We start from the raw sequence: 14604 nt of genomic DNA on the forward strand, positions 1-14604 counted from the left end.
CGCCGGACGGGCTGGTAGTCAGCCCCTCCGGCGTTTGAGGAGCGGGGGTTCGGGGGCAGCGCCCCCGAGACGGATGGGACGGGTAGGGGCGGCGGGGGCGAGAGAACCCACCGCCCACTCCACGCACCGCCCCAGCACCGTCACGAACTCCGGCGTCTGCCACGGGCCCCCGTCCACCCGCCCCGTGTCGTCCACGCCCAGATCCTGCATGTCGTACCGCCCCCGACAGTGCCCCAGAGTGAAGTAGCAGACCTCCCCGAGCCCGTGCCGCTTCAGATACAGCACCGGCCGGGGCAAGCCGTCGAGGGCCACCGCCTCGCCCTCCGCGAACCCCCTGCACACCCCCGTGTACTCGGCATGCAGCAACACCTCCAACTCGCCGTGCAGCTGGCACACATACAGCTCGTCAGTGACCGTGAACGACCCGATCCCCGCGACCAGCGGATGCTCCGGCCGCGTCACCAGCACCTCGTACGGCGCGATCGGCGGATGGGCGAGGAACTGACTGCCGAGCACCTCGGCGAGCTCCCCGAGGAGCCGTGGAGTCGAGAACACCCGCGACCCCTCACCCGTGGACGGCTCGGTCACCTCGATCACCGAGTTGGTGCCGTGCAGGGCGAGCCAGCGCCCGCCCCGCGCGACGAACCCGGCCAGGGAGGCCCGCTGTTCCGGGCCCGGCCGGACGTCGCAGGTGTAGGTGACCAGCAGGTCGGCCCGGTCCAGGGCGGCGACGCAGTCGTAGTCCTGGTACACGGAGGTGCGCACCCGGGGATGCTCACCGAGCAGCTCCAGCAGCCGTAGCCGCGCGTGGTCGAAGTCGTGCCAGCGTCCGCCGCACACGAGCACGGCGTCCAGGCGGCCTGCCGGGCCCGCCACGGCTCAGTACTGGACGCGGGTCAGGAGCCCGCCGTCCACCACGAGGTTGACCCCGACACAGAAGGAACCGGTCCGCCCGAGCAGGAACGCCACCGCCGACGCCACGTCCTCGGCGGTGCCGTAGCGGCCGATCGGCAGCTTGGCCAGCACCTCCTCGTACACCTCGGGACGGCTGGTGCGGATGGTCTCCCAGGCGCCGCCCGGGAAGTCGATCGGGCCGGGCGAGACGGTGTTGACGCGGATGCCCCTCGGCGCGAGGGAGTGCGCGAGGGCCGAGGCGTGCTGGACGACGGCCGCCTTGAGCGCGGAGTACGAGTTCGCGCCGGCCGGGCGCGCGGTGTCGGAGGCGTTGGTGGTACCGATGGCGACCACGGCGGCCCGGTCGGACGCCTCCAGGTGGGGAAGGGCCGCCTCGACGAGTCCCGCGAACGGGATCAGGTCGCCGCGCAGGCTGGCCTCCCAGGACTCGGGGCCCTTCACGTTGCCCGCCGACACATTGGACACCAGCAGGTCGAGGCCGCCGAGCTCACCGGCCGCCCGCTCCACGAAACCCGCGAGCGCGGCGGGGTCGGTGACGTCGACGGCCTCCGCGAAGACCGTCGCCCCCTCCGCCCGCAGTTCCGCGGCCGCCTTGGCGAGCCCTTCCTCGCCCCGGGCGCAGAGGGCCAGCGCACAGCCCTCGGCCGCCAGTGTCGCGGCGATCGCCCGGCCGATACCCCGGCTCGCGCCGGTCACCAGCGCCTTCGCGCCCGTCAGTCCCAGATCCATGGATGTCACTCCTTCGTGAGATGCGTCCTATACGAAAGGCCTCGGGGGCCCTAGTTGCCGGGAAGCTGCGAAAACGGCGCCCGGTCCACCCGCGGCTCCGGCGGCAGCTTCAGCACCCGCTCGCCGATCAGGTTGCGCTGGATCTGGTCGGTGCCTCCGGCCAGTCGGTAGCCGGGGGCGCCCAGCAGGTGCTGTGTCCAGGCGAAGGTGCCCGGTTCGCCGGTGTCGGCGCTGATCCGCGCCCCGAGCAGCTCGGCGGCGGTCTGTCCGGTGCGGGTGAGCAGGTCGGACGCCATCAGCTTGGTCAGCGACGCCTCGGGGCCAGGGCGGCCGCCGGCGGCGCTCGTCCTGGCGACCCGGTCGACGGTGGCGGCGCGCAGGGCGGCCCGTACGTACAGGTCGGCGAGGCGCTGGCGGACCAGCGGGTCCGATGTCCGGCCGAGGGAGCGGGCGAGGGCCAGTACGTCCGTGAAGGTGCCGCCCTTGCGGCGGTTGCCGCTGCCGGAGGCCGTGCGTTCGAAGGCGAGGGTGGTGGTGGCGACCTCCCAGCCCTGCCCCGGGCGCCCGATCCGAAGCCGGTCCGGGACGCGTACGCCGCTGAGGAAGACCTCGTTGAAGGAGGCGCCGCCGCTCATCTGCCGGATGGGGCGCACCTCCACTCCGGGGGCGTCCATCGGGACCAGGAAGGCGGTGAGGCCGGCCTGTTTGACGACGTCGGGGTCGGTACGGGCGAGCAGCAGGCCGTAGTCGGCGAACTGTGCGCCCGAGGTCCACACCTTCTGACCGTCGATCACCCACTCCTCCCCCTCCTGCTTCGCGCGGGTGCGCAGGGCCGCGAGGTCGGAGCCGGCGCCGGGTTCGCTGAACAGCTGGCAGGCCAGCAGGTCGGTGCGCAGGAACGCCCGGGCGTGGTCCCTGAGTTGCTCGTCCGTGCCGAACAGCGAGACGGCCATCGCGACCAGGCGCACGGTGACACTGATCAGTTCGGTGGACGGCGGCACCTCGAAGGCGGACTCCTCCTGGGCGAAGACGGCCGCATGCGCGGCGGTCAGGCCCGCGCCGCCCTTCTCCACGGGGAGGGTCAGGGCCTGGTAGCCCGCGTCGAAGCGGGCCCGGTGGTAGGCGCGGCAGCGCTCCAGCAGCAGGCGTTCCTCGTCCTCGGGCAGGTTGTGGAACACGGCGAGGTCGGCCTCGGCCGCGGCCTGCGGTCCTCGCGCCGGCTCGAGCACGGTGGCCAGCCACTGCCTGACCTGTGTGCGCCATGCGTCCGGATCGGGCTGGGACATGGCTCCTCCTCGGTCACTTACCAGACGACAGATTCAGTAACGGGGAGGAGTCTGCGTGCGCCCATTCCCGCTGGAACATGCGTGAGCATGCGGAAATGCCTCCATCCGGAACCAGAGTGTTCCGTACTTTCTTGATAAACGCTACAGTCTCCGCATCTCCTCTCCCCTTGAATCGGGAGAGGCCCGAGGAGCCGTCGGAGGAGCCATGTCGCTGCTGCCACTCGACCGTCGCGCCCAGGAGACACCCGACGACCCCGCCCTGGCGGACGACCTGGGTGTGCTGTCCTGGTCCGCCCTCGCCGACCAGGTGGCGCGGGCGGCGGCCCGGCTGCTGGAGTTCGCGCCCGGTCCTGACGACCGGGTCGCCGTCCTCGGCGACAACGCGATTCCGACGCTGGTGGCCCATCTGGCCGGCCTGCGCGCCGGGGTGGGAACCGTGGCCGCGTCCCGGAACCTCACGTCGGGCGAGCTCGTCGACCAGATCATCGACGCGGGAGTGACCGGGATCATCGCCGGTCCGGTCGGCGCCGGCGCGGCCCTCGACGCGGCCCGGGAACTGGGACTGCCGGTCGTGACGCACGGGACCCCGGAGGCCGGGCACGCCTTCGACTGGGACCTGTGGCTGGCCTCGGCGCATGGCGGGCACGCCCTCCCGACGGGCAGGCCCGCCCGGCCTCCGCTCGTCTACACCTCGGGAACCACCGGCCGGGCGCGCGGCACCGAGGTGCGCTGGGTCAGCGGCCCGGTCGCCGACAGCTCCGCCTATCTCGCCGCGATGTCCGCCCGGCCCGGATTCCCGCCGGGACCGCATCTGGTGTGCGGCCCCCTGCAGCACAACGCTCCCCTGACCTCACTGCGCCATCTGGCGGCCGGTCAGCCGGTGGTCGTGCTCGGCCGGTACGACGCGGAGACGTTCCTCAGCCGGGTACAGCGGTGGCGGGTGTCCTCGACGGTGATGGTGCCCACCCACTTCCAGCGGCTCCTCGCCCTCCCGGACGAGGTCCGCTCCCGCTACGACGTCTCCAGCCTGCGGCAGGTGTCCCACACCGGTTCCGCGTGTCCGCCCGACGTGAAGCGAGCCATGATCGACTGGTTCGGTCCGGTGCTGACGGAGTCGTACGGCGCCAGCGAAGCGGGCACCGTCGCCCGCATCAGCAGCGACGAGTGGCTCGCGCACCCGGGCTCGGTCGGGCGGGTCCACCCCCCGTTCGAGGTCCTGGTCACCGACGAGAACGGCGGCCGACTGCCGTGCGGGGAACGCGGATTGCTGGCGTTCCGGGCACCCGCCGACCAAGGCGTGCGCTACCACGCCGACCCGGACAAGACCAAGGCCGCCTATCTCTCCCCCGGCGTCTTCACGCTCGGCGACATCGGATACGTCGACGCGGACGGCTACATCTTCATCACCGACCGGGCCGCCGACGTCGTGGTCTCCGGTGGTGTGAACCTGTACCCGGCGGAGAGCGAGGCGGTCCTGCGGCAGCATCCGGCGGTCGTCGAGCTCGCGGTGATCGGCGTGCCCGACCCGGACTTCGGCGAGGCGCTGCGCGCGCTGGTCGTGGTCGCGGGTGACGAGCCGTCGGCCGACGAGCTGGACCGGTTCTGCCGCGAGCGCCTCGCCGCCTACAAGTGCCCGAAGTCGTACGAGTTCGTACCCGAACTCCTGCGCAACGCCATGGGCAAGCTCGACAAGCGCGCGATGCGCCGCCCCTACTGGAGCTCGGACCGGACCATCGCCGGCTGAGCCGCTCCCCCGCTACGCAAGGACCACCCATGACCGAACTCCTCCTCATCCGGCACGGCCTCCCCCTGGCCGGGGTGTTCGACCCGGGGCTGTCTCCCGAAGGCACCGCCCAGGCCGAACGCCTCGCCGCGTGGCTCGTCCACGAGGACCTCGATGCCCTGTACGTCAGCCCGTTCCGGCGGGCCCGCGAGACCGCGGCACCTCTGGAACGCCTCACCGGCATGACCGCGACCGTCCTCGACGACCTGCGCGAATGGGACACGGACGTCTCCCAGCCCTACACCCCGCCCGAGCAGATCGGCACGGGCGACCCCCGGGCGGCGGCGCTCGCCGAGGGACGCTTCGAGGACTTCGTGCCCGACCTCGACTGGGACGCCTTCCGCGGGCGGGCGGTGCGCGCGATGGACACCATCCTCGACGCCCACCCCGGCGGGCGGGTCGCCGCCGTGTGCCACGGCGGCATCATCAACACCTACCTGGCGACGGTGCTCGGCCTGCCGACGATGTTCTGGTTCCACCCCGGCTACACCTCGGTCAGCAGGGTGCGGCGCATGCCCGGCGGCCGGGTCGTCCCGCACTCGGTGAACGAGACCGCCCACATGATCGCCGAGCGCGCCGCCGACCCGGTCGCCTGAACCCGCCACCACCCCCAGGAGGTCCCGGCCATGCCCGGATCCGTCATCGTCGCCGGTACCAGGACGCCCGTCGGCAAGCTGATGGGAGCCCTGAGCACCCTGTCCGCTGTCGACCTCGGTGCCCATGCCATCGGCGCGGCCCTGGCCGCCGTACGCCTGGACCCGCAGGCCGTGCAGGCCGTCGTCATGGGTCATGTCGTGCAGGCCGGGGCAGGCCCCAACTCGGCCCGGCAGGCCGCGATCCGGGCCGGCATTCCGTTCTCCGTCCCCGCGAGCACCGTCAACAAGCTCTGTCTGTCCGGTCTGCACGCCATCGCCCTGGCCGACCTGATGATCGCCTCCGGCCGGCACGAAGTGGTCGTCGCCGGCGGCATGGAGTCCATGTCGGGCGCCCCGCACCTGCTGCGCGGCTCGCGCTCGGGCTGGAAGTACGGTTCGGCCGCCGTGGAGGACGCCCTCGACCGCGACGCCCTCGTCTGTGCCTTCGACGGCGTGTCCATGGGCGCGGCCACCGAGCGTTACCAGCAGCCGTTCGGCCTGACCCGGGAGGAACAGGACGAGTACAGCGCGCTGTCGCACCAACGGGCCGCGCACGCCCAGGAGTCGGGCGCGTTGGCCGGGGAGATCACCCCCGTCACCGTCGTCGGACGCCGGGGTGAGACGGTGGTCGCCGCCGACGAGGGCGTACGGCCGGGGAGCACGGCCGAGAGCCTGGGGCGTCTGAGGCCGGCCTTCTCCGGCGCGGGCACGATCACCGCCGGCAACTCCTCTCAGCTTTCCGACGGTGCCGCCGCCGTCGTCGTGATGAGCGCGGAGCGTGCCCGGCGGGAGGGCCTGACGCCGCTCGCCGAGATCGGCGCCTACGGCACCGTCGCGGGCCCCGACCCCTCCCTGCTCGTCCAGCCGGCCGGCGCCGTGCGCGACGCCCTGTCCCGGGACGGCCGGCTGAAGGCCGCCGACCTGGACCTGCTCGAGATCAACGAGGCGTTCGCCGGAGTGGCCCTGGCCTCCGTGCGGGAGCTGGACGTTCCCCTGGACAAGGTGAACGTCAACGGCGGAGCCATCGCGCTCGGGCATCCGGTCGGCATGACCGGAGCCAGACTGGTGCTGACTCTCGCGGCCGAGCTGCGGCGGCGCGGGGGCGGCACCGGGGCGGCGGCCCTGTGCGGGGGCGGCGGCCAGGGCGACGCGCTGTTGCTGCACGTACCGACGCAGGCCTGAACCCCGGAGCTGAAACGATCATGAACGACCAGTTGCCCCCGGCCCCGCAGACCCCGACGACCCTCACGGTGGCCTCCCGCACCCTCGCCGCGGACGGTGTCGTCTCCCTCGTCCTGCGCCGCCCCGACGGCGGTGCGCTGCCCGTCTGGACGCCGGGCGCCCACATCGACGTACTGCTGAACGGCGAGCACGCTGACGCCGACGGCGATGACGGCGGGCTGATCCGTCAGTACTCGCTGTGCGGGGATCCGGCCGACCGCGGGGCCTGGCAGATCGCCGTGCTGCGCGAGCCGCAGAGCCGCGGCGGCTCGGCGTACGTCCACGACCGGCTGCGCGAAGGCGCCGCCGTGCGGGTGCGCGGGCCCCGGAACAACTTCCCGCTGCGGCCCGCCGATCGCCAGCTGTTCATCGCGGGCGGCATCGGAATCACGCCCATCCTTCCCATGGTCGAGGCCGCCGAGGCCGCGGGCGCCGACTGGCGGCTGCTGTACGGCGGTCGTACCCGGACGTCCATGGCGTTCCTGGACCGCCTCGCCCCGTACGGGGACCGGGTGCTGGTCCGTCCCCAGGACGAGTACGGCCTGCTGGACCTCGCCGCCCACCTCGGCGTGCCGGAGGAGGGCACCCTGGTGCACGCCTGCGGTCCCGAGCCCTTGCTGCGGGCGGTGCGGGAGCGGTGCGTGGGCTGGCCCCCGGGCACGCTGGGCGTGGAACGGTTCGCACCGGTCCCGGCGGCCTCGGCCGGCGCCCCCGGCGAGGCGTTCGAGGTGGAACTCTCCCGTTCCGGGCTCACCCTCACCGTCCCGGCGGGCCGCTCGGTTCTCGAGACGGTGGAGGCGGCCGGGATCCCGGTCGACTTCTCGTGCCGGGAAGGCACCTGCGGCACCTGCGAGACCGACGTACTCGACGGCAAGCCCGACCACCGCGACTCGCTGCTGACCGAGGACGAGCGGGCCGCCGGCGACACCATGCTCATCTGCGTCTCCCGCTCGTGCGGACCGCGCCTGGTCCTCGATCTGTGACGGCGACCGTCTTCGGCGGTCCAGCTCAGCGGACCCGGTCGTAGACCAGGCACAACGTGCCGTGCTCGCCCGCCGTCTGGCTGACGAGTGTCCACCCGCCCTCGGGCAGGCCGTCGTCGAAGAGGCGTGGCCCGGCGCCGAGGAAGACCGGAAAGACCGTCAGCGCCAGCCGGTCGACCTTGTCCTCCGCCAGCAGTGACTTGATGACGCTCGCGCTGGCGAGCACGAGGATGTCGCCGCCCTCGGCGGCCTTGAGGTCCTCGACCACTTCGGCGGTCGGCTTGTCGACGATCGCCGTCCGCTCCCACGGGGCCTTGTCGAGGGTGGAGGAGAGGACCACCTTCTCGGTGTCGACGAGCCACTTGGCGAAGCCCTCGTCGCGCGGGTCGGCCCCCTCCATACCGATGACGGTGGGCCAGAAACCGAGGAACCCCTCGGCGTTGACCCGCCCGAGCAGGGCCGTCGTCGCCGGTTCCCAGAGGCTGGTCAGATGGTCGCGGGCGACGTCGGTCACGGCGTACGGCATCACCCAGCCCATGTCCATCGGGTCCGGCTTGGCGTAGTGGCCGTCGAGGGAGAGGGCGATGTTGGTGACGACTCGGCGTGCGGCGGTCTGCTCGGGCATGGCGTGCTCCTTCAGTCAGTGGTGCGAGTCGGGTCGGGGTTACCGGTGCTGCTGTCGGTGGTGTCCGTGGCGGCGGCGAGGGTCGCCGCGAGCTTGTCGAGGCTCTGGCCGAAGCCGATCTCGATGCCCGCGACGAAGTCCGGGGCGTCCACGGTGCTGTCGGTGATGCGCCAGTGGACGTCGAGGTCCGTGCCCGCTTTCCCGGGCCGAAGGCCCATGGCGACGTGGGCGGTGAAGGCGGGGCCGCCGTCGGGCAGCAACGGGGAGAGCCGGTAGGCGAGATGCTCACCGGGTCGTACGTCGACGACGACTCCCTCCGCCCGTCCGACGACCGGGCCGGAGTCGTCGGCGTCCTCGCCGTCGCGGTACTCCTGGACGATCCGCCCGCCGGGCCGCGCCTCGAAGACGAGTTCGGAGACGCGAAGGTCGTCGGGTGTCCACCAGCCCGCGAGCAGATCGGCTTCGGTCAGCCGGCGCCAGACCGTGCCGGGGCTTCCTTTGAGTGCCCGGTGGAAGCCGAACGTGCGGCCGTCCGCCCACCCAGGCTCCTGTGCGGCGAGCCGCTCCGCGTCGACGCTGCGCCCGTAGCGGTCGTACGTCGCGTACGGACCGTCGGCCTGGTCGGCGGTGTCGGCGAGCCGTCCGAGCGTGGCCGCCAGGTCCCGCAGAGCGGCGGACCGGAGTGCGTAGACACGGTGCTGGCCGGTGCGCCTGGAGGTCACGGCGCCGGCCCGTTCGAGGGTCTGCAGATGCTTGGTCGTCTGCGGCTGGCGTGCGTCGGAGAGCTGAGCGAGCACACCGACCGAGCGGGGCCGCTCGGCCAGCAGATTCACGAGCCGCCAGCGGGCCGGATCGGCCAGGGCGGCGAGGAGTGCGTCCATGACAAGCGAGTATTCTCCGTAACGAATATTCCTGTCAAGGAATATCTTCTTGTTTTCGAAGATCTCTCCGATTAGCGTTTCCCCCGTGGAGCAGCACCAGCAATCTGATGACATAAGGCACTTCGACCACTGCCCCTGGCTGTTCGCCGAGGGTGCGACGGAGGAGCAGCGCACCGCCCAGCGGGAGCGGCAGCGGAGGGTCGGCGGGGACAGTGAGATCGGCGAGAGGTGTTACGTCGCCGAGTCCGCCGCGGTGTTCCCGGACCGTCTGCGGCTCGGCGGCAACTCGTACATCGCCGCCCATGCCTATGTCACCGGGGAGTTGACCACCGGGACGGACTGCACGCTGAACCCGTTCGCCACCGTGCGCGGCACCGTCACCCTGGGGAACGGCGTCCGGGTCGGCGCCCATACGTCCCTGCTCGGCTTCAACCACTCCATGGAGCCCGACCGTCCGGTGTTCCAGCAGCCGCTGACCAGCAAGGGGATCACCCTCGGCGACGACGTGTGGATCGGCTCGAACGTGGTCGTGGTGGACGGCGTGACCATCGGTGACCATTGTGTGATCGGCGCCGGCGCGGTGGTGACCAAGGACCTTCCGGCCTGGACGGTGGCCGCCGGCAACCCGGCCCGCCCCCTGCGCGACCGCCGGGGCGGAGCGCCCGCCGTCGCGGTCCGCGGCGCGGACCCTCTGACGAGGTTCGCCGACACCGCCCGCGCCCAGGCCGCCGATGTCATCGCCCGGTGCTGGGACGGCGATCGGTACGTCGACCGCCCCGGTGCGCCGGCGACGCTACGCGCCCACTGCGACGCCCTGGAGATCGCCGATCTGCTGCTGGGATCGGTACCCGGGCAGTTGACGGCCGAGGAGCACGGCAAGCGGCTGTGTGCCGCCCAGGACCCGGAGACGGGCCTGGCTCCGGAGTTCGACGGGCCCGTGCCGACGCCCGACGCCGACGGCTTCATCGGCGAAGGACCCGCGCTCTATCACGTCCTGTCCCTCGGCTACGCCCTCGATCTGCTGGGCATCCACTTCCCTCAACCGGTGCGCGGAGTACGGGAGATGACGGCCGCTCAGCTGGTCGAGCGGCTGGAGGGGCTGCCCTGGCGGGAGGAGGCCTGGGGCGCCGGAGCATGGATCGACGCCTGGGCGACGGCGGCGCGCTGGAACCTGCGCCATCCGGCGGGCGACGGTGGCGAGGCCGGCACGCTGGAGGCGCTGTTCGGCTGGCTGCTGACCCGGGCCGACCCGTGGACGGGAATGTGGGGCAGCCCCTCGCCGGAGGCCGGACGCCTGCAGGTGGTCAACGGCTACTACCGGCTGACCCGTGGGAGTTTCGCCCAGTTCGGCGTGCCGGTGCCGCACCCCGAGCGGGTCGTGGACGCCGTCCTGGACCACGCCCGGGACCCCCGGTACTTCGGGCCGGGACGGGAGAACGCCTGCAACGTGCTGGACGTCGTCCATCCGCTGTGGCTCTGCGGCCGACAGCTCGGCGGCCTCGGCAAGGACGGCGGTTACCGTTCCGCCGAGATCCGCGCGTGGGCCGAGCGGCAGCTCGCCGCCGCCCTCCCCCGCTGGCACGACGGCAAGGGCTTCGGGTTCGGCCCCGGCACCAGCGGCCCGGGCCCCGAACCCGGCCTGCAGGGCACCGAGATGTGGCTCGCCATCATCTGGTACCTCGCCGACCTCCTGGGCCGCGCCGACGCGCTCGGCTACCGGCCACGCGGCGTCCACCGCCCCGAGCCCGCCCTGAGCCTGGGGGCGGGCATGCGGGCCGGATCGTAGCCGGGCGCCGTCCGGGCGCACGGCCTGAAAGCGAAGAGCGGGCCGTGTTCCGGTGTCCACCGGAACACGGCCCGCTCTGGCACTCGGGACCGGCTACCAGCCCTCGCGGCCGGCCCACCGCGTCACCGGTCAGGTCCTCCGAGCGGAAGGACGGGGGCCTCGAGGACCTCGTCGCGGTCGCACACGAGGGTGTCTTCGCTCACCCGCAGCCGGGCCACCTGGATCGAGCTGCGGCGGTCGTTGTCGCCGCCGGGGCCGTCACCGGATCGCCCGGGGTGGGTGAAGTAGAAGACGAACGCGCCGAGTTCGCTGGTGACGACGTCGGCGTGGTAGCCGTAGCCGCTGTCGTCCGGGCCCTGTCCGGGACGGTCGAGGACGAGTCCTCGCGGTTCCCAGGTCTCCAGGTCCCGTGAGTGCAGGACCCGCAGGCCGTGCCACTCGTCGATCAGCATCCAGTAACCGCCGTCGAGCTCGAAGACGTTGGGGCCTTCGTGCGGCGAGCACTCGACCGCGGGCCCCCGCACGGTCCACCGCGCCAGGTCGTCGCTGTCCGCCGCGTAGGTGTGCGAGTGATCGGCCTCGTCCTTGTACCACATGCGGTAACCGCCCGTGGGGAGCCGCAGGACACAGGCGTCGATCACCTTGTCGGACGACAGCGACAGAGTGGAGCGGTAGGTCCACGTGAAGAGGTCGTCGCTCGTGTAGTGCCGGATCACCCGTGCGTGACCCGCCCACTGGGTCGGAATGCCCCGGATCACACTGACGTACATGTGGTACTCGGTACCGTCGTCGATGATCTCGGGGGCCCAGTAGGTGTGCCGCCCGGGCTCGATGTCCAGCCCCTCGGCAATTCCCCGATACAGCCAGGTCGCCCCGCCGTCCGAGGAGGACGCTATGCCGAGGTCGGTGCCGTGCACCCAGCTCACGTCGTTCATCGGCGGGGCGTCGGCGCGACGGCTCGTGTAGAACATCCACCATTCGCCGGCGTGCCGGTTCCAGATCACGGTGGGGTCGGTCGCCCCGTCGTGAACGGGGTCGCGGAACAGGGGGCGGGCAACGGCTGTCATCGATTCCTCAGTCCTGTCGGGGCGTCAGACGGATCATGTTCCAGGACATCGGCTCGAGCCGGGCGTGCAGGGCGCCCTCGGTGACGGTCGTGCCGGTGGCGGTGTGCGGGGTGACCCGGTCGGGCCGCTCGGCGGTGTTGGTGGCCTCCGGGTCGCTGTCGGCCAGGACCAGGTGCTCGGCCAGGGAGTGCGCGCCGGCGCCGCTCAGGTCGATCTCCAGCGGCAGGGCGTCCGTCTGGCTGCGGTTGACGGCGAAGACGGTGATCGCGCCCGTCTCGTCGTCGGTCACCGCGGTGGCGTGCAGCAGCGGTACCTCGCCGAAGCGGGCGGTGGTGTACGTCGGGCTGTCCACCTCGACGCGCAGTACCCGGCCGCGTCCGTACGTCGACGCCTGGGCGAAGGGGTAGAACGTGGTCTGCCGCCACGCGGCGCCGCCCGGCTCGGTCATGATCGGGGCGATGACGTTGACGAGCTGCGCGAGGGATGCCGAGGTGACCCGGTCGGCGTGCCGCAGCAGGGCGATGAGCAGCGAGCCGAAGACGACGGCGTCGGTGACGGTGTAGACGTCCTCCAGCAGACGCGGCGCCTGCTGCCACTCCTCGACCGCGTGCGGGTTGGGCCGCTTCTGGTACCAGACGTTCCACTCGTCGAAGGAGAGGTTGATGCGCTTGTCCGCCTTGAGGCGGGCGCGGACGTGGTCGCAGGTGGCGACGACCGACTCGATGAAGTGCTCCATGTCCACGGCGGAGGCCAGGAAGGAGTCGCGGTCGCCGTCGATCTCCTCGTAGTAGGCGTGCAGGGAGACGTAGTCGACGAGGTCGTAGGCGGCCTCCAGGACGGTCGCCTCCCAGGACGCGAACGTCGGCATGGCGGAGCTGGAGCTGCCGCAGGCGACCAGCTCGAGGTCCGGGTCGACCTGGCGCATGGCGCGGGCGGTCTCGGCGGCGAGCCGGCCGTACTCCTCGGGGGTCTTGTGCCCGGTCTGCCAGGGGCCGTCCATCTCGTTGCCCAGGCACCACATGCGGATGCCGTACGGCTCCTTGTCACCGTTCGCCGCGCGGCGGTCCGACAGCTCGGTGCCGCCGGGGTGGTTGGCGTACTCCAGCAGCCGTACGGCGTCCTCGACGCCCCGGGTGCCGAGGTTGACGGCCATCATGGGCTCCATGCCGGTCTTCCCGCAGAAGTCCATGAACTCGCCGAGGCCGAACTCGTTGGTCTCGGTGGACTTCCAGGCCAGGTCCAGCCGGGCCGGCCGCTCCTCGCGCGGGCCCACGCTGTCCTCCCAGCGGTAGCCGGAGACGAAGTTGCCGCCGGGGTAGCGCACGGTCGAGACACCGAGCTCCCGGACCAGCGCCAGTACGTCCTGGCGCAGGCCGTCCGCGTCGGCGGTGGGGTGGCCGGGCTCGTAGATGCCGGTGTAGACGCAGCGGCCCATGTGCTCGACGAACGATCCGTACACACGGGGGTTGACGCTGCCGACGGCGAAGGCCGGGTCGAGGGTGAAGCGGGCGGCTGGGGTGGCGGCGGGCTCGGACATGACTGCCTTTCAGGTGTAACAGACGTAAGGAGATGTAGGGAGGTCAGAGCGCCAGTGCGCAGACCACCGAAGGGGCGGAGACCGGTGGGTGGGGCTGGTCGAGGGTTCCGTCGGGCAGGATCCGCAGGGTGGCGAGTGTGCCGCTGTGCTGGTTGGCGACCAGCAGGTGACCGTCCACCAGGGTGAGACCGCGGGGCCAGGTACCGCCGGCGGGGGTCTCGCCGAGCGGTTCCAGGGTGGTGCCGGCCAGACGGAACGCGGCGACGGTGTCCGCGCCCCGGTTGGTCACCCACACGAAGCGTCCGCAGGGCGACGTGACGATCCCGCCGGGCTGGTTGTGGACGTCCTTCGCCGTGGTGGCGGGGACGGAGGAGAGGGTTTTCAGGGTGCCGTCGGTCGCGTCGTAGCGATGGCAGGTGACGGTCGAGGACAGTTCGTCGGCGCTGAACACCAGGTCGCCGCCGGGGGCGAAGGCGAGATGCCGGGGACCCGAACCCGCCCACAGGCGGTTGACCGCCAGCTGCTCCAGGCGTCCGGTGCCGGTGTCGAGCCGGTAGGTGAACACGGAGTCCGCCCCCAGGTCGGTGGCCAGCACGAAACGGGCCGCCGGGTCGACGAGCACCTGATGGGCGTGGCTGCCCTCCTGGCGCCCGACGACCGGTCCTGAGCCCTGGTGGACGACGAGGTCGGTCGGCTCCAGCAGGCGTCCGTCCGCGCCGAGCCGGTGCACCGCGACCGTGCCCGGCGCGGTGTCGCTGCCGTAGTTCGCGGTCAGCAGCCACTCGCCGCCCGGGTGGACGGCGAGGTGGCACGGGTTCGCCCCGCCGCTGCTCATCGACTCGCCCAGCGGGGACAGGGTGCCGTCGTCGGCGCGGGCGACGGCGCTGACGGTTCCCGTCTCGGTCTCGTTGGTGCTGTAGACGACGCCGAGCGACGGGTGCGCCGCCAGGAACGAGGCCCCGCTCACCGGCAGCGGTTCCACCCCGTCGTACGAGAGGTGTCCGGTGGTGGGGTCGAGCCGCAGGGCGGCGAGGCCGGGGCCGTCGCCGCCGGTGTCGGGGGTGTGGGAGCCGGTGAGGACGGAGATCGCGCCGGTGAGAGAGCTTGTGCGCATGGGGGGTCCTGGGTCCTGGGAGAGTCGTCGGGCGGGGCGGGG

13 protein-coding genes are annotated in these 14604 nt (G+C 72.3%); 5 read left to right on the plus strand and 8 right to left on the minus strand.

Annotated features, from left to right (window positions below; genetic code table 11):
• Positions 1-18: 18 nt before the first annotated feature.
• From ABZ855_RS14430 to ABZ855_RS14440, 3 genes are read right to left on the minus strand one after another with little or no spacing between them, the layout of a single operon-like run.
• A complete protein-coding gene (locus ABZ855_RS14430) occupies positions 19-876 on the minus strand; it encodes a ThuA domain-containing protein (RefSeq protein ID WP_360806306.1) in 858 nt (285 codons plus the stop codon).
• A gap of 3 nt (positions 877-879) precedes the next feature.
• Positions 880-1644, minus strand: coding sequence for an SDR family oxidoreductase (locus ABZ855_RS14435; protein ID WP_360806309.1), 765 nt, complete (start codon positions 1642-1644; stop codon positions 880-882).
• A 50-nt stretch (positions 1645-1694) separates the two neighbouring features.
• Complete coding sequence (locus ABZ855_RS14440; RefSeq protein ID WP_360806312.1) at positions 1695-2930, minus strand: acyl-CoA dehydrogenase family protein; 1236 nt, start codon at positions 2928-2930, stop codon at positions 1695-1697.
• 205 nt (positions 2931-3135) lie between these two features.
• Here ABZ855_RS14440 and ABZ855_RS14445 point away from each other — a divergent pair, with 205 nt between their 5' ends.
• Genes ABZ855_RS14445 through ABZ855_RS14460 form a run of 4 tightly spaced genes read left to right on the plus strand, consistent with a single transcriptional unit; the run spans position 3136 to position 7552 of the window.
• Positions 3136-4674: an AMP-binding protein gene (locus ABZ855_RS14445; protein ID WP_360806315.1), complete on the plus strand. Its 1539-nt coding sequence runs from the start codon at positions 3136-3138 to the stop codon at positions 4672-4674.
• A 29-nt stretch (positions 4675-4703) separates the two neighbouring features.
• Positions 4704-5309, plus strand: a complete 606-nt coding sequence (locus tag ABZ855_RS14450) for a histidine phosphatase family protein (protein WP_360806318.1) — start codon at positions 4704-4706, stop codon at positions 5307-5309.
• A 30-nt stretch (positions 5310-5339) separates the two neighbouring features.
• Positions 5340-6530 carry an acetyl-CoA C-acyltransferase gene (locus ABZ855_RS14455; RefSeq protein ID WP_360806321.1) on the plus strand — a complete coding sequence of 397 codons (1191 nt, stop codon included), beginning with the start codon at positions 5340-5342 and terminating at the stop codon, positions 6528-6530.
• Between the two features lie 20 nt (positions 6531-6550).
• Positions 6551-7552 (plus strand): PDR/VanB family oxidoreductase, encoded by a 1002-nt coding sequence (locus tag ABZ855_RS14460; RefSeq protein WP_360806324.1) that lies wholly within the window; start codon positions 6551-6553, stop codon positions 7550-7552.
• A gap of 25 nt (positions 7553-7577) precedes the next feature.
• On the opposite strand, the gene ABZ855_RS14465 is transcribed toward ABZ855_RS14460, so the two are convergent.
• A complete protein-coding gene (locus tag ABZ855_RS14465; protein ID WP_360806327.1) occupies positions 7578-8177 on the minus strand; it encodes a dihydrofolate reductase family protein in 600 nt (199 codons plus the stop codon).
• An 11-nt stretch (positions 8178-8188) separates the two neighbouring features.
• Positions 8189-9058: a metalloregulator ArsR/SmtB family transcription factor gene (locus tag ABZ855_RS14470; RefSeq protein ID WP_360806330.1), complete on the minus strand. Its 870-nt coding sequence runs from the start codon at positions 9056-9058 to the stop codon at positions 8189-8191.
• Positions 9059-9143: 85 nt separating this feature from the next.
• On the opposite strand from ABZ855_RS14470, the gene ABZ855_RS14475 reads away from it, so the two are divergent.
• Positions 9144-10844, plus strand: a complete 1701-nt coding sequence (locus ABZ855_RS14475) for an acyltransferase (protein WP_360806333.1) — start codon at positions 9144-9146, stop codon at positions 10842-10844.
• Between the two features lie 122 nt (positions 10845-10966).
• Here ABZ855_RS14475 and ABZ855_RS14480 read toward each other — a convergent pair whose 3' ends face one another.
• From ABZ855_RS14480 to ABZ855_RS14490, 3 genes are read right to left on the minus strand one after another with little or no spacing between them, the layout of a single operon-like run.
• Positions 10967-11911 carry a glycosyl hydrolase gene (locus tag ABZ855_RS14480; RefSeq protein ID WP_360806336.1) on the minus strand — a complete coding sequence of 315 codons (945 nt, stop codon included), beginning with the start codon at positions 11909-11911 and terminating at the stop codon, positions 10967-10969.
• Positions 11912-11918: 7 nt separating this feature from the next.
• The gene (locus tag ABZ855_RS14485; protein ID WP_360806339.1) at positions 11919-13448 is read right to left on the minus strand and encodes an alpha-N-arabinofuranosidase; all 1530 of its coding nucleotides are present in this window, start codon (positions 13446-13448) and stop codon (positions 11919-11921) included.
• A 43-nt stretch (positions 13449-13491) separates the two neighbouring features.
• The gene (locus ABZ855_RS14490; RefSeq protein ID WP_360806342.1) at positions 13492-14562 is read right to left on the minus strand and encodes a lactonase family protein; all 1071 of its coding nucleotides are present in this window, start codon (positions 14560-14562) and stop codon (positions 13492-13494) included.
• Between the last annotated feature and the right edge of the window lie 42 nt (positions 14563-14604).

The organism is Streptomyces sp. NPDC047042 (assembly GCF_040644035.1).
Classification (GTDB): Bacteria; Actinomycetota; Actinomycetes; order Streptomycetales; family Streptomycetaceae; genus Streptomyces.